The 19,453-nt window shown below is 63.5% G+C and carries 16 protein-coding genes; 2 read left to right on the plus strand and 14 right to left on the minus strand.

Going from position 1 to position 19,453, the window contains the following annotated elements; genetic code table 11:
• Positions 1-74: 74 nt before the first annotated feature.
• The 8 genes from hflX to dusB form a co-directional block, all read right to left on the minus strand.
• A complete protein-coding gene (gene hflX / locus DYI37_RS02225) occupies positions 75-1,457 on the minus strand; it encodes a GTPase HflX (protein ID WP_116681540.1) in 1,383 nt (460 codons plus the stop codon).
• The gene (gene hfq, locus DYI37_RS02230; protein WP_116681541.1) at positions 1,458-1,700 is read right to left on the minus strand and encodes an RNA chaperone Hfq; all 243 of its coding nucleotides are present in this window, start codon (positions 1,698-1,700) and stop codon (positions 1,458-1,460) included.
• Positions 1,701-1,848: 148 nt separating this feature from the next.
• Positions 1,849-3,225 (minus strand): Trk system potassium transporter TrkA, encoded by a 1,377-nt coding sequence (gene trkA / locus DYI37_RS02235; RefSeq protein ID WP_116681542.1) that lies wholly within the window; start codon positions 3,223-3,225, stop codon positions 1,849-1,851.
• Positions 3,226-3,334: 109 nt separating this feature from the next.
• Positions 3,335-4,699: a nitrogen assimilation response regulator NtrX gene (ntrX, locus tag DYI37_RS02240; protein ID WP_116681543.1), complete on the minus strand. Its 1,365-nt coding sequence runs from the start codon at positions 4,697-4,699 to the stop codon at positions 3,335-3,337.
• Positions 4,700-4,722: 23 nt separating this feature from the next.
• Positions 4,723-6,924 (minus strand): sensor histidine kinase NtrY-like, encoded by a 2,202-nt coding sequence (locus DYI37_RS02245; protein ID WP_116681544.1) that lies wholly within the window; start codon positions 6,922-6,924, stop codon positions 4,723-4,725.
• Positions 6,925-7,065: 141 nt separating this feature from the next.
• Positions 7,066-8,511 carry a nitrogen regulation protein NR(I) gene (ntrC, locus tag DYI37_RS02250; protein ID WP_116681545.1) on the minus strand — a complete coding sequence of 482 codons (1,446 nt, stop codon included), beginning with the start codon at positions 8,509-8,511 and terminating at the stop codon, positions 7,066-7,068.
• A gap of 4 nt (positions 8,512-8,515) precedes the next feature.
• Complete coding sequence (locus tag DYI37_RS02255) at positions 8,516-9,685, minus strand: two-component system sensor histidine kinase NtrB (protein ID WP_116681546.1); 1,170 nt, start codon at positions 9,683-9,685, stop codon at positions 8,516-8,518.
• A gap of 3 nt (positions 9,686-9,688) precedes the next feature.
• Positions 9,689-10,738: a tRNA dihydrouridine synthase DusB gene (dusB, locus tag DYI37_RS02260; RefSeq protein WP_116681547.1), complete on the minus strand. Its 1,050-nt coding sequence runs from the start codon at positions 10,736-10,738 to the stop codon at positions 9,689-9,691.
• 202 nt (positions 10,739-10,940) lie between these two features.
• Here dusB and DYI37_RS02265 point away from each other — a divergent pair, with 202 nt between their 5' ends.
• Positions 10,941-12,137, plus strand: coding sequence for a bifunctional 2-C-methyl-D-erythritol 4-phosphate cytidylyltransferase/2-C-methyl-D-erythritol 2,4-cyclodiphosphate synthase (locus DYI37_RS02265; protein ID WP_116681548.1), 1,197 nt, complete (start codon positions 10,941-10,943; stop codon positions 12,135-12,137).
• Positions 12,134-12,619, plus strand: coding sequence for a CinA family protein (locus DYI37_RS02270; RefSeq protein WP_116681549.1), 486 nt, complete (start codon positions 12,134-12,136; stop codon positions 12,617-12,619). Before DYI37_RS02265 ends, DYI37_RS02270 begins: the two co-directional genes overlap by 4 nt.
• Positions 12,620-12,734: 115 nt before the next feature.
• Here the strand turns inward: DYI37_RS02270 and DYI37_RS02275 are convergent, their stop codons facing one another.
• The 6 genes from DYI37_RS02275 to DYI37_RS02300 form a co-directional block, all read right to left on the minus strand.
• Positions 12,735-13,370, minus strand: coding sequence for a 2-dehydro-3-deoxy-phosphogluconate aldolase (locus DYI37_RS02275; RefSeq protein ID WP_116681550.1), 636 nt, complete (start codon positions 13,368-13,370; stop codon positions 12,735-12,737).
• Positions 13,371-13,650: 280 nt separating this feature from the next.
• Positions 13,651-14,778: a cell wall hydrolase gene (locus DYI37_RS02280; RefSeq protein ID WP_158555059.1), complete on the minus strand. Its 1,128-nt coding sequence runs from the start codon at positions 14,776-14,778 to the stop codon at positions 13,651-13,653.
• A gap of 146 nt (positions 14,779-14,924) precedes the next feature.
• Positions 14,925-16,337 (minus strand): ribosome biogenesis GTPase Der, encoded by a 1,413-nt coding sequence (der, locus tag DYI37_RS02285; RefSeq protein ID WP_116681552.1) that lies wholly within the window; start codon positions 16,335-16,337, stop codon positions 14,925-14,927.
• 144 nt (positions 16,338-16,481) lie between these two features.
• Entirely contained in the window at positions 16,482-17,396 is a 915-nt protein-coding gene (locus tag DYI37_RS02290; protein ID WP_116681553.1) for a tetratricopeptide repeat protein, read from the minus strand.
• 352 nt (positions 17,397-17,748) lie between these two features.
• A complete protein-coding gene (gene rpsD / locus DYI37_RS02295) occupies positions 17,749-18,366 on the minus strand; it encodes a 30S ribosomal protein S4 (RefSeq protein WP_116681554.1) in 618 nt (205 codons plus the stop codon).
• Positions 18,367-18,607: 241 nt separating this feature from the next.
• A complete protein-coding gene (locus DYI37_RS02300; RefSeq protein ID WP_199520058.1) occupies positions 18,608-19,453 on the minus strand; it encodes an aldo/keto reductase in 846 nt (281 codons plus the stop codon).

Raw genomic sequence — 19,453 nt, forward strand, 5'->3', positions numbered from 1 at the left:
GATTCAGAAAAGCCCCCGATCCGGAATGGATCGGGGGCTTTTTTCGTGGGCGCTGGTCGCCGATCGGCGCCGTATCAGGCTGAGAGCTGGATGCCCTGTCCCTGCGCCGTCACACGCGCAAGTTCCGTCGCGCTCTGCTGGGTCATCTCGAGGACCAGACGAACCGATCCATCCTCTCGATCCTCGCGGTCGAGAACCGAGGCATTGTCGTAGATCCAGGACAGATGGCGCATGCCGTCGGCGTTGAGAGTGACACCGATCTCCGTCACGCGTCCCGCGATCCGCCGCTCGATATCGGCAAGAAGCGCATCGATCCCCTCGCCCGTCCACGCCGAAAGGAGATGAGGAGCGTTCGACGCGGCGGTGTTCGAAGCAAGCGTGCGGATCCGCTCGAGTTCCGCCTCGCCAAGACGGTCCACCTTGTTCCAGACTTCGATGACGTGGTCGGTATCGTCGGCATCGATTTCGAGATCCCGCAGGATTTGTCGCACATCCTCGGCCTGAGCCAGCATGTCCGGGTCGGATACGTCTCGGATATGCAGGATGATATCGGCTTCGATCACCTCTTCCAGGGTCGCCCTGAAAGCCGCAACGAGATGCGTCGGCAATTCCGAGATGAATCCCACCGTATCGGAAAAGAGGATCTCCGTTCCATGCGCGAGGGTCGTCCGGCGCAGGGTCGGATCGAGGGTGGCGAAGAGGAGGTCCTTGGCGAACACCTCGGAGTCGGTCATCCGGTTAAAGAGCGTCGACTTGCCGGCATTGGTATAGCCGACGAGCGCGACGATCGGATGTGGCCGCTTGCGGCGTTTCGCCCTGTGCAACTGGCGTGTCCGGCGGACCTGTTCGAGTTCGACCTCCAGCGCCTTGATCTTCGATTGAAGCTGGCGTCTGTCGGCTTCGATCTGCGTTTCGCCCGGACCGCCCAGGAAGCCGGCACCGCCCCTTTGGCGTTCGAGATGGGTCCAGCTGCGCACGAGGCGGCCACGCTGATAGTTCAGGTGAGCCAGTTCGACCTGAAGCCGACCCTCCTTCGTCTGGGCGCGTTCACCGAAAATCTCGAGGATGAGAGCCGTTCGGTCCAGAACCTTGGCGTTGAGTTCCTTCTCGAGATTGCGCTGCTGCACCGGGGTCAGGGGGTGATCGATGATTACGAGCTCGATCTCGCTTCCCGCGATGACGTCTTTCAGTTCCTCGACCTTGCCGGGACCGATAAGCGTCGCCGGGCGGGGCGTGCGTTGCGTGATGATGCCGCTCTCGACGATCTCCAGCTTGATGGCTGCAGCAAGTCCGCAGGCTTCCTCCAGCTTCGCATCCGATGAACGGCGCAATTCGGCCGTCGCCGCCGATTCCTTCCTCACCGCATCCTTGAAAACCGGGACATAGACCGCGGTTCTCGTCGGATCGACTTTGTGTTCGATCGGCCCTCTCGGACCGAGATCTTGATGTTCTGCCAATCAGGCCTTCCCGTCATCGCCATCGTAGAGTGTGACCGGCTGTGCCGGCATGATGGTGGATATAGCGTGCTTGTAGACCAGTTGCGAATGACCGTCGCGGCGCAGGAGAACGCAGAAGTTGTCGAACGAGGTCACCACACCGGTGAGCTTGACGCCGTTGACCAGGAAGATCGTGAGGGAAATCTTCTGTTTGCGAACAGTGTTGAGAAAGAGGTCCTGAAGATTTTGCGTCCGTTCAGCCATGGCGGAGAGCGCCTTCCCTTTTGTTATCGTTGATTGGGAGCCCAAAGCTCCAGGCGTTTTGTCAGACTACACGCTGCCCCGCGCGGATCAATGGATAGGTAGCGCGCCCGGAGCGTTCCGATGATCCGAAAGCCGACGAACGTGCGGATCAGAAGAATTCGAGGCTGACGCGGAACATCTGCTCCACCCGTCGAACAGCTCCCGCTTTCGCGAAGATGACCACGCGGTCCTTCGCACGGATCTTCGTCGCACCCGTGGGTTTGACGTAGCTGCCGTCCCGATAGATCGAACCGATCCGTAGATTTTCGGGCAGTTCGAGATCCTTGAGGGCGACGCCCACGATCGGAGACGTCTCCAGCGCTTCTGCCTCGATCGCTTCGGCAAGACCGTTCTGAATGGAATGCACTGCCCGGATGCGCCCGCGGCGCACATGCTGGAGGACCCTCGAGATCGTTACCGACTTCGGATTGATGAACGCATCGATCTCCAGGGGGCGCGTCAGTCCTTGGAAGTCGGCATCGTTGAGGAGAGCGAGATTGCCCTTGCATCCCAGCCGCTTGCCCATGACGCTCGCAAGAACGTTCACCTTGTCGTCATTCGTCAGGGAGACGATGAGGTCGCTCTCGTCGACATCGGCCTCGCGAAGAAGGTTCTGGTCGAGCCCCGATCCGTGCAGCACGATCGTGCGCTTCAGCTGGTCGGCGATGACCACGGCCCGCTCGCGATTGGCCTCGATCACCCGCATCTTCGCGCGCAGATTTCGGCGCTCCATCTCGCGCGCGACGTAGAGGCCGATATTGCCGCCGCCGACGATGACGATCCGCGTCGCTTCAGGCTCGACATGGCCGAAGAGGCCGAGCGTCCGCTTCACCTGGCCTCGTTCGACCACCACGTAAGCGACGTCGCCCGCGACCATCTGGTCGTTGGACGAGGGAATGAAGAGCCCGTTGTCCCTCAGAATGCCGACGACGGTCGCGTTGAGATCGGGGAACAAGGTGGTCAACTGCTCGAGCGGCGTGTTGACCACCGGGCAATCCTCGCGGCACTCGATGGCGATCATCGCCGTCGAATGATCGGCAAAACGCACGACATCCATGGCGCCAGGCAGCGCGATGCGCCGCAACACCATCTCCCCGACCTCGATCTCTGGCGAGATGATCACGTCGATCGGCATGTTGTCGGTGGAGAACAGGTCCTGCCAATGGGAGTGCAGATAGCTCTGCGCCCGAATTCGGGCGAGCTTGGTCGGAATGTTGAAGAGGGAATGGGCGACCTGACAGGCGACCATGTTGACTTCGTCGTGAAGGGTCACGGCGATGATCATGTCGGCCTGCTCGGCACCCGCCTCCGCGAGGACATCCGGATGGGCGCCATGGCCGACGAAACCGCGGGCATCGAGATTGTCGCGGATGGCCTGGACGAGGGTCGGCGACGTATCGATCACGGACACGTCGTTGCGTTCGGACGCTAGCCGCTCGGCGATACCGTAGCCGACCTGACCCGCACCACAAATCACAACGCGCATGGACGCCCGTCCCTCAACATCAAATCGGCCCTCGCTCTAACCGCTCGCGCGGAAAAGCGCAAAGCCAACCTCCCCGGCCCGTCGCATCGCGCAAGTTCCAGGCTCTCGATCAGATGCCGAGCGATTTCAGCTTCCGGTGCAGGGCCGAGCGCTCCATGCCGACGAACTCCGCCGTTCGCGAGATATTGCCGCCGAACCGGCTGATCTGAGCCACCAGATACTCCTTTTCGAAGACCTCGCGCGCATCGCGCAGCGGCAGCGCCAGGATCTGACCGTTGGACTGGCTGGGCGTCTGCGGCAGCATGTCGCCGACCTCGGACGGGAGCATGTCGGCGGAGATCGTGTTGTGGTCGTCATCGTCGCGCGACAGGATCATCAGCCGCTCGATATTGTTGCGAAGCTGGCGGATATTGCCCGGCCATTCGGACGATTGCAGAACGGCAAGAGCCTCGGGGCTGAGCTGTTTCGGCCGGATGCCGGTCTGCTCGGCGATCTGCTTCATGAAGGCTTCGATGAGGAGCGGAATGTCCTGACGGCGCTGCGCCAGCGGCGGCACACTGATCGGCACGACGGCGAGGCGGTGATAAAGATCCTCGCGGAACTGTCCGTCCGCGATCGAGGATTCGAGGTTCTGCGCGGTCGACGAGATGATCCGCACATCGACCTTGACCTTCTTCGAGCCGTCCACCCGCTCGAAGGACTGTTCGGTGAGGACGCGCAGGATCTTGTTCTGGGTCTCGCGCGGCATGTCGGCGATTTCATCCAGATAAAGCGTGCCGCGATGCGCCTGCTCCAGCGCGCCGATCTTTCGCTCGACGCCGGGCGGCGTCTCGTTGCCGAAGAGTTCGATCTCCATGCGCTCGGGCGTGATCGCGGCAGCATTGAGTGCAATGAACGGTCCCTGTGCCCGTGCCGAAGCCGCGTGGATCGCGCGCGCGACCATCTCCTTGCCGGAGCCCGAGGGGCCGAGCACCATGATCCGGCTGTTGGTCGGCGCCACACGCTCGATCACGGTCCGCAGCTGGTTCATCGGCTGCGACTTGCCGAGAAGCTCGGTGAAGTCGCTGGACTTGCGCCGTAACTCCACGACTTCGCGCTTCAGCTTGGAATTCTCGAGGGCGCGCTCGGCGATCAGGACCAGACGATCCGCCTTGAACGGCTTTTCGATATAGTCATAGGCGCCACGCCGGATCGCGGAAACAGCTGTCTCGATATTGCCGTGGCCCGAGATCATCACGACCGGAACCTCCGGGTGCTGAGACTTGATCATGTCGAGCAGGTCGAGACCGTCGACCCGGCTGCCCTGCAGCCAGATGTCGAGAAAGATCAGCTGAGGCGCCCTGTCGGCGATGGATTGCAAGGCGAGGTCGGCATTGCCTGCCGTTCGCGTCTCGTGTCCCTCGTCTTCCAGGATGCCCGCGACCAGTTCGCGAATATCCGCCTCGTCGTCGACGATCAGAATGTCCGATGCCATCGCGTGTTTCGTCCTTCTAACCGTTATGCTTCAGTCGCCGAGCCGAAATCGGCAGGCAGGGTGACACGCACCATCGCCCCGCCACCCTCGCCCGGCGCATCCTCGAGGGCGATCGATCCGCCATGCTCTTCGATGATCTTTCGAACGATCGCGAGACCGAGGCCCGTGCCCTTCTCGCGCGTCGTCATGTAGGGCTCCAGAAGACGATCTCGATCCTCTACCGGGAAGCCTTTTCCGTTATCGATGATCGCGACCTCATGAACGCGCCCTTCCGACCGTGCGGTGATGAGAATACGACCGTCGGAAATGCCCGCGCCTTCAAGCGCTTCGACCGCGTTCTTCACCAGGTTTCCGAAGGCCTGGCCGAGAAGTCGCGTATCGTAATATCCGTTCAGCGGCGTGTTGGGAACGTCCTTTTCGAAGGTGACGCCGTGATCGCCCATCTCGCGGGCGAAGATGGCTTCCTTGATGACGTCCCGCAGATCCGTCGGCTCCATGCGGGGTTTCGGCATGCGCGCGAAGTTGGAGAACTCGTCGACCATCCGTCCGATATCGGAGACCTGGCGAACGATCGTATCGACGCAGCGATCGAAAACCTCCCGGTCGTCCTCGATCCGCTTGCCGTAGCGCCGGCGGATGCGCTCCGCCGACAGCTGGATCGGCGTCAGCGGGTTCTTGATCTCGTGCGCGATGCGGCGGGCGACGTCGGCCCAGGCCGAGGAGCGCTGCGCGTCGACGAGATCCGTGATGTCGTCGATCGTCACGACGCTGGACTGGCCTTCATTGCTTCGCTCGGCACTGGTGATGCGCACTGCGAGCGTCCGCTCGCGGTCGCGCGTCTTCAGCTTGATCTCTTCCTGATATTCCGACCGATGGGACTGCGTCGCCGCGTCGTGGATGGCGGCAAAGGCCGGGAAGACGACGTCGAGCCGCTCGCCCACCATGGAGCGCGACTCCGTCGCAAGGATCCGTTCGGCCGACGGATTGACCATGGAAATGCGCCGATCCGGCGAGACGCCGATGACGCCAACCGTCACGCCCGACAGAACCGCCTCGATGAACCTGCGGCGCTCATCGATCGTATCGCGTGCGTTGACGAGTTCGGAGCGCTGGCTCTGCAGCTGCTCGGTCATGTTGTTGAAGGTGGAGGAGAGCGAGCCGACATCGCCGTCCGAAGCAAGGACCGGGACGGAGACCGCCAGATTGCCGCGCGACACCTCGTCTGCCGCAGCCATCAGAAGCCGGATCGGCCGCACGAGCCGATCGGCGACGCCGATACCGGTCCAGATCGCCGAGAGCAGGACGATGAGCGCGATGCCGAGATAGAGGAGGGCGAAGGCGACCTGCAGCCGGAAGCGGTTGGACTGAAGGCTCTGATACTCCGCCGATCGCTCCTCCATCAGCCTGAGCGCGGAGAGGACCTGCGGATCGACCGCACGCACCGTGTAGAGGAAGCGATCGGGAACCTGGCGCAGCTTGATGACCGCGCCGACGAGATTGGTCACGCCCGGGGGAATGAAGACCAGATTGCCGTCGATCGCCTGCTGCATCGCATCGTCCGGCGGGGCCGGAAGCGGCTGATCGGATTCGACATCGGCTTCCAGGGTGGGCGTCTTGTTGCGGCGAATCAGCTGGGCGCCGAGGAGCGAACGGCCTCGCGCCTGTTCCGTCATGAAATTCTCGAAGCCTTGCGGATCGAGATCGTAGAGCCGCCTCTGCTGATCGAGATCGTAGGCCATGGACAGGGTCGAGCCCTGCAGGTTCCGGGCGTTCTCGTTGACATAGGCGCGTGCGACATTGATCGACGAGTCGACGATCGCCCGGGTGCGCATCTCGAACCAGCGGTCGAGACCGAGATCGAGGGTGATCGAGGCGACGATCGCAACGAGGATCGCCGGGATCGCCGCGACGATCGAGAACAGGACGACGATCCGCACATGGAGCCGCGAGGCGGCGCGCCCCTGCCTTCGCGCCCTGACCATGCGCGCGGCCTCTCGCCAGATCAGGGTGGCGAGGAGCAGGACGAAAAGCCCGTTCACGACGGTCGCGAGCGTCACGATCGTATCGGTGGGAGCGATCGGCGTCAGGCCCATCAGCACGACGAAGGAGATCGCCCCGCAGATCAGTGCACCGCAGACCGCCAGAAGACCGGGCACGAGCATGAACCGCCGCCGTTCCATGAGGAACGGGACGCCGGTCGCCGCGTCGATGGGTTCTGTGGTCATGGTTCGATCGTACCTCTCGCTGACTGTAGAGATACGGAATGTGTCAAAAATGCAACTAGAAAATCGGGTGTCCGGCGCGCGTCACAGATGGCGTCCAGCCCTTCCCGCCAGGAGAAGAATGCCGGACCGGGTCGAGGGATCTCAACGGATCGATCTCACGATGGAGATGTCCAGATCGCGGATCTTCTTGCGAAGCGTGTTCCTGTTCAGCCCGAGAAGATCGGCAGCCTTCACCTGATTGCCCCGCGTCGCCGCGAGGGCCGCGGCGATGAGGGGATATTCGACCTCCTTCAGAATGCGTGCATGCAGTCCCGGCGGTGGAAGATCGTTGGCGAAGGACGCGAAATAGTCCGAGAGATAGCGTTCGGTCGCCTGGGTCAGGTCGACCGGTCCGTCCCCGTGATCGGCATCGAGACCGAACTGGTTCGCATCGTTCGCAAGCTCGCTTTCGACGAGCTCGGTCGTGATCTCGTCCTGGGGATAGAGCGCGCAGAGCCGGCGGACGAGGTTTTCCAGTTCCCGGACGTTTCCGGGCCAGGAGTAATGTCGCAGGGCCTCGAGTGCGCCGGACGTGAAGCTCTTGCGCGGCAGGCCCTCCTTCGCGGCGGCGGCGAAGAAGTGCTGCGCGAGATCGGGAAGATCCTCCAGACGCTCGCGCAGCGGCGGCAGTCGCAGGGGCACCACGTTGAGGCGGTAGAAGAGGTCCTCCCGGAACAGCCCCCGCGAGATCAGCTGGCGCAGGTCCTTGTTCGTCGCGGCCACGATCCGGACATCGGACGCGATGGGCGTGCGGCCCCCGACGGTGGTGTATTCGCCCTGCTGCAGCACGCGTAGCAGGCGTGTCTGGGCCTCCATCGGCATGTCGCCGATCTCGTCGAGGAACAGGGTTCCGCCTTCGGCCTGCTCGAAGCGGCCGGTCGAACGGGATTGGGCCCCGGTGAACGCTCCCTTCTCGTGGCCGAACAGCTCGGATTCGATCAGTTCCCGTGGGATCGCGGCCATGTTGATGGCGACGAAAGGCCCCTTCTTGCGCCGCCCGTAATCGTGCAGCGCGCGGGCGACCAGCTCCTTGCCGGTTCCCGATTCGCCGGTGATCGTCACCGTCAGATCGGTCTGCATCATGCGGGCGAGCGTGCGGTAGATGTCCTGCATGGCCGGCGAGCGACCGACCAGCGGCATGGTTTCGCCGCCGTCGTCCTGGCCCTGGCGCTTCAGGTCGTTCTTCGGCTCGGCCAATGCCCGGCGCACGATGCCGACGAGATCGTTGAGGTCGAAGGGCTTTGGAACGTAGTCATAAGCGCCCTTCTCGGCGGCCTTCACCGCCGTCATGAAGGTATTCTGCGCGCTCATGACGACGATCGGCAGATCGGGGCGGGAATTGCGCATCTTCGCCATGGAATCGAAGATGTTTCCGTCCGGCATCAAGACGTCAGTGACGATGAGATCGCCCTCGCCCGAGGTCACCCAGCGCCACAGGGTGGCGATGTTCGAGGTCGCCCGGACTTCGAAGCCGGCCCTCATCATCGCCTGCGATACGACCGTACGGATCGCGGCGTCGTCGTCCGCGATGAGAATATGCTGGGCCATCGCCTTACTCCCGCTCCTCGTCGCTGCCCGCGAACGCATGCTGCGAGCCGGTCGCTCGCGCGGATCCCGGCTCTTTACGTGGCTTCTTCAATGTCGGCATCAGCACCCGGAAGATCGTGTGCCCGGGCTGTGAATCGCATTCGATGACCCCGCCGTGATCACCGATGATCTTCGCGACGAGCGCAAGTCCGAGGCCCGACCCGGACGGCTTCGTCGTCACGAAGGGATCGAAGATGTTCTGCCGGATGTCGTCCGGAACGCCCGGTCCGTTGTCCTCGACGGTGAATTCCATCGGCAGCGACACGCGATCGCTCGTTCCGGGGATCGTCAGCCTGACACCCGGCCGGAAGGCCGTCGTCAGGGTGATTTGCGGGTCCTCCACGCGCGAGACGGCTTCCGAGGCGTTCTTCACGAGATTCAGGAAGACCTGAACCAGCTGGTCGCGATTCGCGAAGACGGGCGGGAGGGACGGGTCGTACTGCTCGTGAACCGGAATACCCCGGGCAACACCACTTGCCGCGATGGTCTTCACATATTCGAGCACAGAGTGGATGTTCACGGCCGAGCGCTCGATCGGCCTTTGATCGGAGAAGACCTCCATCCGGTCCACCAGCTTGACGATGCGGTCGCTCTCTTCCTGGATGATGCGGGTCAGCACCCGGTCTTCGTCGGATGCCGAACTCGCCAGCAGCTGCGCAGCGCCCTTGATGCCCGAGATCGGATTGCGGATCTCGTGCGCGAGCATCGCGGCAAGTCCCGTGACGGTTCGCGCGGCGGAGCGGTGGGTCAGCTGCCGATCCATCTTTTCCGCGATCGAGCGCATCTGGATCATGACGATCGCAAGATCTGGAAGCTCGGGAACGGTCGAGACGTAGAGATCGACCACCCTCTCCTGCCCGAGCCTCGGGGAGGAGAGATCGACCCTGTATTCGCTGAACCGCGCCTGCCCGTCGAGCGCCATGCGGATCAGCGAAAAGAGCGGGCTGTCCGCCGGCACGAAATCCTGCAGGCGGCGGCGCATCAGGTAGGACTGACTGGCCGAAAAGAACAGTTCGGCATCCGAATTGGCGTAGTGCAGAAGGCCATCGCCATCGCAGACGATCACGGGATGCGGCAGGCCGCCGAGAATGCGTGCGGCGTCGGTTACACGTCTATCGGTCGAAGAATTCGTCACGGATCAAGCCGCCTTGCTCATCGCGCTCATGGGGGTGGGTTCACGATATTGGAGATCGGCCAGGGTCGATCCGTCGAAGATCTCCTGAATCAGCCGGTGAATGTCCGCCGCATTCGTCCCGGTCATGAGATCCTTCCTTGCCGAAGAGCCCGGAAGAGAGCGAGTGCCCTCCAGGCGGTCGAGATACCAGCCGAGATGCTTGCGGGCATGGCGCAGCCCGGCGCCCGATCCGTAATGGGAGAGCATCGCTTCGTGATGGGCCCGGACGAAATCCGCGGCCCCGATCGCGGCGAGCGAAGACCTGTCCGTCTTTCCGGCCATGAGGCCGGCGAGCCAGGGGCGCCCCTGCATGCCTCGCCCGATCATGACGGCATCGGCGCGGCTCTCGGCCAGCATGAGCGGCAGCTGCCTCTCGTCCACGAGATCGCCATTGGCCACCACCGGTATGCCGACGCTTTCCTTCACCGCCGCGATCGCCCGCCAATCGGCCTTTCCCTCGTAGAAATCCTCGCGCGTGCGGCCGTGAACCGTCAGCATCATCACGCCGGCGGCCTCCGCCCGCGTTGCGATCTCGGCGGCGTTCATGCTGTCCCGGCTCCAGCCGAGCCGCATCTTCAGGGACACGGGGACGTCGCCTGCGCCTCTCACGGTCGCTTCCACGATCCGCAGGGCGAGATCCGGTTCACGCATCAGCGCCGAACCGGACAGGCCGCCCACGACTTTCTTCGCCGGACAGCCCATATTGATATCGATGAGATCGACACCGTCGTCGACGAGCTTTCGCGCGGCACGCTCCATCCATTCGGGTTCACGACCGGCGAGCTGGACCGTATGAACGCCCGGCCCGTCGCGCAGCGCACGGACCTGGCCCTCTTTCGCGCCCCTCGCGAACTCGCCGCTCGCGACCATCTCCGAGACGACGAGACCGGCTCCGAATCGGCGCGAGAGAGACCGGAACGGCACATCGGAGATGCCGGAAAGAGGCGCGGCGAAGACGCGGCTGGACAACCGCAAGCCGCCTATGCGGATCGTGTCGCGAATGTCAGACATCATGCCAGCGTGAAGCCCATAATTTTCGCAAACAAGTCATCTGTCGCGTTTTTGATCAATCAGTTCCTCGTAGAACGGGCCTTGCGAATTGACAACCTCAAAGCCTCTTCCCATCCGGTCGAAGCCCGTCGTTGACTGCCGAAGCGTTCCCCTCCAATCGTGCACCGACGAAGGCATGGAGCGATCGGAAGGCTAGAGTCAGCCCATGGGTGCGAACACAATCGCGGCGATCATCGTTGCAAGCGGACGCGGCGCGCGCGCCGGCTCGCATCCCGACGGTCCGAAACAGTTTCGCAGGATCGGCGATCGGGCCGTGCTCCAGCGCACCCTTGAAGCGTTCGCAGGGCATGGCGATATCGCATCCATTTCGGTCGTCGCCCACCCCGAAGATCGCGAGCGCATGGCGGCTATGCTCGCAGCGCTTGCCTGCGAACGACGGATCGACCTCGTGGATGGTGGCGCGACGCGGCAGATCTCGGTTCACAACGGGCTGGAGGCGCTTGCCGGGAACGCTCCCGACATTGTCCTTATCCACGACGGGGTGAGGCCCTTCGTGTCCGCAGATCTCATCTCGCGCGTCATCGGCGCGGTCAGCCCCTCGGGCGGCGCCCTGCCCGCGATCGCCGTGCCTGATACTCTGAAGCGCGGATCGGACGGGGTTTGCGTCGAGACGGTCGATCGCTCCGGACTTTTCGCCGCACAGACACCTCAAGGGTTCCCGTTCGAGCTCATTCTCGATGCCCATCGACGGGCACAAGCGGAGCAGGACACACCGTTCACGGACGATGCCTCGATCGCCGAATGGGCAGGGATCCCCGTGGCGCTCGTCGAAGGCGAGCCTGACAACATCAAACTGACGACCGCGCGCGACCTCGATCTCGCGGACAGGCGACTGAAGGAGACGGATCGAATGATCGATGTGCGAACCGGCAACGGATATGACGTGCACCAGCTCGTGCCGGGCGATCATGTCACGCTCTGCGGCGTACGGATCGACCATGATCAGGCCCTGTCCGGGCATTCCGATGCCGATGTCGGCTATCATGCGCTGACGGACGCGCTTCTCGCCACCTGCGGCGCCGGCGACATCGGCGACCATTTTCCGCCGAGCGACCCGCAATGGAAGGGGGCGCCGTCCCACATCTTCCTGTCCAAGGCCAGAGAGATCGTATCGCAGGCGGGAGGCCGCATCATGAACGCCGACATCTCGCTCATCTGCGAAGCGCCGAAGATCGCCCCCCATCGCACGGCCATGCGCCAGGCCATCGCCGAATGCCTGGGGATCGACCTGGAGCGGGTATCGGTGAAGGCGACGACGAACGAGACGATCGGCTTCGTCGGACGCCGCGAGGGCATCGCGGCGATCGCCACCGCATCCGTCGTCTACGGAGACGTGTCATGAGCGACATCGACGACCTTGCCCGCCATGTGATCGAGGGCTGCCGTGAGAGGACCTGGACGATCGCGACGGTCGAGTCGTGCACGGGCGGTCTCGTCGCGGCGGCGCTGACGGAGATCGCGGGCTCCTCCGCCGTCTTCGATCGCGGCTTCGTCACCTATTCGAACACCGCGAAGCAGGAGCTCGTCGGCGTCGAGCCGCACGTCCTCGAAGCCCATGGAGCGGTCTCTGAAGCCGTCGCGCGGCAGATGGCCGAGGGAGGGCGGGCACGCGCTGCGACTACTCTTTGCGTGTCCATCACGGGCATCGCCGGTCCCGGTGGTGGAACTGAGCGCAAACCCGTCGGCCTCGTCCATTTCGCCTGCGCGGGCCTATCCGGCACCGTTCACCGGGAAGAGCGGTTCGGTGATCTCGGTCGGGCGGTGGTGAGGAGGCGGAGCGTCGAGACGGCGCTGTCGATGCTGGCCGACGCCCTGTCGCGCTGACCCGGCTCCGCCTATGCCGGCAGCGACGTCTGCAGCGGCAGGCGAAGCTCGATGCAAACCGTCCGGGAGAGGCTGATCACAAGAGATCCGCCGCCCGGACGATCAGCCCCGTGTTTCAGCCTTTCAGACGCGCGGCCTCGGATGCGAGCGCGGTGATTTCGTCCCACCGCCCGTCCTTGATGAGAGCCTTCGGCGCGACCCAGGAGCCACCGACGCAGACGACGTTCGGCAGGCTCAGATAGTCCTTCGCATTGTCCGGAGAGACGCCACCGGTCGGACAGAACTTCAGGGACTGGAAGACCGGAGCGAGAGACTTCAGATAGGCCAGGCCGCCGCTCTGCTCCGCCGGGAAGAACTTCAGAACCTCATAGCCCTCCTGCATCATCGCAAGCAGTTCGCTCGGCGTCGCGGACCCCGGCAGGAACGGAACTTCACTCTCTTGTGCGGCATCGAGAAGTTCGACGGTCGCCCCGGGCGAGACGATGAACTTCGAACCGGCCTTCACCGCCGCCTCGTATTGGGAGGGGTTGAGGATCGTCCCCGCGCCGCAGATCGCTTCAGGGACTTCGGCGACGATCGCAGCGATCGCGTCGAGGGCCGCCGGGGTGCGCAGCGTGACCTCGATCGCCGGCAGTCCACCAGCAGCGAGCGCCCGTGCGAGCGAGACGCCTTCTTCGGCGCTCTCCACGGCGACCACGGGAATGACCGGCTGCCCGGTAAGGATCGGAAGGAGGCGATCGGTGCTCTGCATAAGGCTCAGGTCCCGGAACAGGAGTGGGATTTCGTGGCGTGCCCCGCAGGCCAGGCGCGGCTTCGGGGGATCGGGTGCTTATCCGACTTCGGTGGTGGGGATGTAAAGTGGCGCAAGCGTGGGACGCCTCCTGTGGCAGGTTGCGTCCGGAAAACATGCAAAAACCGGCCGCTGATGCGACCGGCTTCGGAGCGAAGACCCGATGTCCTCGAAAGCTGAATCATGATGATCGTCGGTAACGGAGATCCGCGTCGCTTGGCGGTCTCCAGGGCGGTGCCGATTACCAGCCGCCGTTATAGGTCCGGTAGAAGATGTGCTTGCCGATGGTATCGACCTTCTCCATCGCACCGGCCCAGCGGGGATGGACGTAGTTCGCGTGATAGTGGGTCGAGGAGCCGACCGCGGTCAGCCAGCTTCTTCCATAGGTGACGTCCTCGGCCACCTTCTGTGCGCGCTTGAACGCGCCTTTGTCGGAAATGCGATCCTTGATGCCGTCGCAGGCGAAGGAGAACTGGCAGCGATTGCGCCAGTTCTGGTTCTGGTAGACGACGCCGCAGATCGTGTCGGGAAAGGCGGGGTTGCGAACGCGGTTGAGCATGACCTGAGCCACGGCCTCCTGGCCTTCGATGCTCTCGCCGCGCGCCTCGAAATAGATGCCGTTCGCGAGGCAGGTCTGCTCTTTTTCGGTGAAGGAGGACTTGGGCAGGGTATGAGCGGCCCATTCGTGATCGTCGTCGCCGATCGGGGGGATGAAGGCTTCGGGCTGGTCCTTCAGCACCTTCTCGAAGAGAGAAGAAGCGCGGCCTTTTCCGGGCTCTGTCGAAGCCGATGCGTAGCCGAGCGCCATGCTCTGGTTCGGCTGGAGGGAAGCGAGCAACAGCTTTTCGTTGGTCGTGGCCTCGCCAGGGAATTTCGGGGGGCCGCTCAGCTGGAAGTTGGCGGCGACGCGGAAGGCTTCTTCCTGGGTCTGTGCGGGCTTTGCGAAAGCAGTGCGGATGCGGGCTCCGCCGCCTGCGACGCGGGAGCCGATGATGGGTTCGTCCGAGAAGGAACCGGATTTCGCGACGGTCGCACGATAGGAGTCACGAACCGACTGCTCGAAGACCCGCCCCGATTTGCCCGAGCTCTCGACCCTGTCACCGTCCCCCATCAGGGCAAGTTCCTGGGCGATGGCTTCCTTGGCGACGAGCAGCGGGTCGGTGACGGATGCTCCGATGGCGGAGGATGCGACCCTGCCGATCTCCGCGATCTCGGTCGCCGTGGCGGGAACGTCGTTCAAAACCGCCTGCCAACCGGAACCATTCACACTGCCGCCGGTTACTCCGCTGACATCCTGCAGCCCGACCGCGTTCGGTGCTACCAGCAGTGCCGCGACGGACACCGCCGCGAACATCGTGGTCTTGGACACGAGCGAGACGTTCCCCCGAACGCCGTTCGTGTTTTCCATGCCCCCAAATGCCATTCGGCCCCCGTCACTCTTCGGTTACAGTCTAACAGATGTCTTGCAACATCCCCCAACTCTCTCGTTCTTTGGTTAACAGAACGTGGCTATTTTCAGGTGGAGCGCTTCTTTTTCGAGGCGTAGGGGTTGTGAGGCTTGCGCAAACCCAGCCGGATCGGCACGCCCTTGAGGCCGAAGACTTCACGTAAACCATTGATAAGATAGCGAGTATATGAGGCGCCGATCGCTTCGGGGCGGGTCGTCGACAACATGAAGGTCGGCGGGCGGGTCTTAACCTGCGTCATGTACTTAATCGTTACCCGGCGACCGGCCACGGCAGGCGGCGGATGATGCGCAGTCGTGCGATCGAGCCACTGGTTCAGCTTGGCCGTCGAAACACGGCTGTTCCAGATGCGGTGGGTCTCGATCACCGCCCTCATGAGCCCGTCTATCCCCTCGCCTGTCTCTCCGGATACGACGACAGTGCGCACCCCGCGGATCTGCGGAAGGAGGCGATCGGTCTTCTCTCGCAATTCCTTAAGCAATTCCTGCCTGTCCTCGACGAGATCCCATTTGTTGAACGCGATGACCGGCGCCCGACCTTCGCGGGCGATCAGGTCGACGATAGTGAGATCCTGGCGTTCGAAGGGGATGGTCACGTCGAACATGATGACGACCACCTCGGCGAACTTGAGCGCGCGAAGGGCATCGGCCACCGACAGCTTTTCGAGCTTCTCCTGGACACGCGCCTTTCGGCGCAGGCCCGCCGTATCGAAAATCTTGAAGGTCCGGTCCTTCCACTCCCAGTCGACGGAAATGGAATCGCGCGTGATGCCTGCTTCCGGGCCCGTCAGCATCCGGTCTTCACCGAGCATGGTGTTGATCAGCGTCGACTTGCCGGCGTTCGGGCGCCCGACGATCGCCATCCGCAGCGGCTTCGTCTCGTCATAGGGAAGAGGCCCGTCGTCCTCCTCGGATACGGGAACGTCGGTGAGCGGTTCGTCGACCTCAGGCTCGTCGTCATAGAAGACATCGAGCCCCAACGCCTCGACGAGCGCGTCGCGCAGATCGCCCATGCCCTCGCCGTGTTCGGCCGAGATCGCGATCGGATCGCCGAGCCCGAGCGCGTAGGCATCGTAGAAGCCGCTGTCGGAATTGCGGGCCTCGGCCTTGTTGGCGACGAGGATGATCCGGCCCCCTGCGCGCCGCGCCACCTCCGCGAAATCCTGATCCTCGGGCGTGATACCCGTCTTTACGTCCACCATGAACAGGGAGAGGTCCGCGACCCTGATGGCCTCCTCCGTCTGCTCCCGCATGCGGGCGGAGAGGCTGTCCTTCTCAGCCGTTTCGAGACCTGCGGTGTCCACGATCTCGAAGCGCAGATCCTGCAGGCGCGCTTCTCCCGGACGCCGGTCGCGCGTTACGCCCGGCTGATCGTCGACGAGCGCGAGACGCTTTCCCACCAGCCTGTTGAAGAGGGTGGACTTGCCGACATTCGGCCGTCCGATGATGGCGATCGAGACCATGAAGTTCGTCCTTCGCACGCCCGCGCGCCATGCCCGCAGGACCGTCTTCGAGATCGGCCGAGCCGAAGGGCCCGCCTCGTCTCAAACCATAATTGTCCCGCATGATCGCAGCCGGACATCCGTCCGCAAGCGACGCGTCATGCGTCAGTTCGCGGTTTCACCCGTGTTGTCCGTTGCCGGTTCGGCTGCACTGGACGCAGGTGATCCATTCGAGGGCGCGGCCGCATCGGGTGTCGGAGACGTCGCCGCGCTGCCCGCATCGCTCCCGGCCGCCTCCGGCTGCGTCGTCGCGGTGCCGTCGGCCGCCTCTCCTGCCTCCGCCCCGTTGCCGGAAGGAGTGCTTGCGGCATCCGGCGTGGCATTCTCGTTCTGCGTCGAGGCAGCCTGCGGTGCGGCTTCGGCGGGCACTGCGCCCGAGATCAGCCCGAGGATCAGTTGCGCACGCTGCGCGATACCCTGCGGCACATCGCCGGCATCGGCGATGGACTGATAGAGATCCCGGGCGGCTTCGGTGTCGCCGGCCTTCCAGGCAGCAAGCCCGATCGCGTCTCTTGCCGCATATCGTAGCGCGTTGTCGTCGCCGGTGAGCCGCTCCGCCTTGGCTCGCACATCGGCCACCGATCCGCTGTCGACGAGGATGTAGGCTGCATGAAGATCGGCCATCTCGCGCAAGGCCGCAGGCACCGAACTATCGGCTGCGACTTCCGAATAGGCCGCAACGGCCTCGTCGCTTCTGCCTTCGCTCGCATAGGCGTTCGCGATCGACATGCGCGCCAGATTGGGATAGGCGCCCCAACCGTCCGCCGCCAGTTCGCGGAATGCGAGGACTGCGCCATCCACGTCTCCGCTCGTCACGAGATCCTGGGCCGCGAGGTACCGATCGCCGGACGCGTTGGCCTGCGACTGGGCATAACGTTCCCAGCCCACATAACCGGCCGTCCCGAGCACGACCACCGCCACCACGGCGATGATGATCGCACCGAAACGCGTCCAGATCGACTTCAGCCGATCCTGGCGCAATTCCTCGCTGACTTCGCGGAAGAAACTCTCGTCGCTCATCGCCTTACGCTTTTCCTTTCGCAGCCGGACTGAAATCCGCCAGCCATTCCTCACCGTGCGGCGATGGTTCGACGCGTTCCCGGAGCAGGCAGGCCCCGGAAGATCCCGGCTTCATGCACGTCGCCGCTTCGTGCCCACAAACGAGGCAGGCGGCGATTTCCGACGCGACTTCTATCAAGTTTTCCTGCGCGATAAAGTGCCAGTGCCGTGAGGACCGCCATTTCCCGCCTGCCGCATGGGGTTTGCAGGGTCTTCGTCATGGACACGCGCCTTTTGGTGCGCGAGGCGCCAATTGAAAAAGGCCGCCCTCTCGGACGGCCTTTCGAATTCGAATGGGACGGTTCGATCGCGATTAGCGCGAATAGAACTCGACCACGAGGTTCGGTTCCATCTGCACCGGATAGGGCACATCGTGGAGACCGGGAACGCGCTGGAAGGTCGCGACCATCTTGTTGGAGTCGACCTCGAGATATTCCGGAACGTCGCGCTCGGCGAGGCCGACCGATTCCAGAACGATCGTCAGCTGCTTGGACTTCTCGCGAACCTCGATCACATCGCCGGGCTTGCAGCGATAGGACTGAATGTTCGTGCGCACGCCGTTGACGTTGACGTGGCCGTGATTGACGAACTGGCGAGCCGCGAAGACCGTCGGAACGAACTTCGCGCGATAGACGATCGCGTCGAGACGGCTTTCCAGCAGGCCGATCAGGTTCTCGGAGGTGTCGCCCTTGCGGCGTGCGGCCTCTTCGTAGATCTTGCGGAACTGCTTCTCGCGAATGTCGCCGTAATAGCCCTTGAGCTTCTGCTTGGCGCGCAGCTGCACGCCGAAGTCGCTCATCTTGCCCTTGCGGCGCTGGCCGTGCTGGCCCGGGCCGTACTGACGACGATTGACCGGGGACTTCGGACGGCCCCAGATATTCTCGCCCATACGGCGATCAATTTTGTACTTCGCGGATGTGCGCTTTGTCATCGCATTTCCTTTGACGGACTGACAGGCCCGGAGGCCGAGCCGCCGGGCGTTCAAGGAAACGCGCCCTCCTCTGCCTTCATCATCGTGGATGAGAGCCGACAGGACCTGACGAGGCACGCCTCGTCTTTTCAGTCCACGGGACACGTTGGATTATCGTGCCGATCTCAAGATCGGAACGATGGCGCTTGCTAATACGAACGCGGACGAGGGTCAACCATCAATCGGAACTGCGTGGCATTCCTCAAATGATCGCCAGCGGCTGACGACGCGTCGGCGGCGGAAATGCCCGGTCCAACCGGTCGAGATCGTCGCGGGTCAGTTCGATTTCGCCCGCGGCCGCGTTTTCGCGAACATGGTCCGGGGACCCGGCCTTCACCAGCGCACAGAGATTGTCCTGACGCAGAACGAAGGCGAGAGCGATCTGGGCGGGCGTCGCTCCGTGTTCGGCCGCGATGGCCCGGACGGTCGAATCGGCGAGGAGCGACTTGCTGTCACCCAGCGGCGTATAGGCCATGATCCCGACGGAGCGCTCCCGCATCTGATCGATGAACCGGTATTCGATTCCGCGCTCCTCAAGGCTGTAATAGAGCTGGTTGGCGACGAGCGTCCCTTCGGGGGCGAGATCGAGGGCCTTGTCGAGATCCTCGCGGTCGAGATTCGAGACGCCCCAGTGACGGATCTTTCCAGCGGCCCTCAACTCCTCGAAAGCCTCGAACGTATCGCCGAGCGGTTCCGCACCGAGCCAGTGCAGGAGATAGAGGTCGATTCGATCCGTATCGAGATGCTTCAGCGAGCGCTCGCAGGCCTCGATCGTGCCTCTGCGCGAGGCATTGCTCGGCATGACTTTCGATACGAGCGTGACTTCGTCCCGGCAGGCGGAGATCGCCTCGCCGACGAGCCGTTCGGATCGGCCGGAGCCATAAAGTTCGGCCGTATCGATCACCGTCATTCCGAGGTCGATTCCGGTCCGCAGCGCCCTGATTTCCGTATCCCGGCGGTCGGCCGCATCACCGAGCCGCCAGGTTCCCTGTCCGAGAACGGATAGCTCGAGATCCTCGGCGAATGAGACTGTCTTCATCGGATGCAA

The organism is Fulvimarina endophytica, assembly GCF_003403015.1.
In the GTDB taxonomy this organism is placed as follows: domain Bacteria; phylum Pseudomonadota; class Alphaproteobacteria; order Rhizobiales; family Rhizobiaceae; genus Fulvimarina; species Fulvimarina endophytica.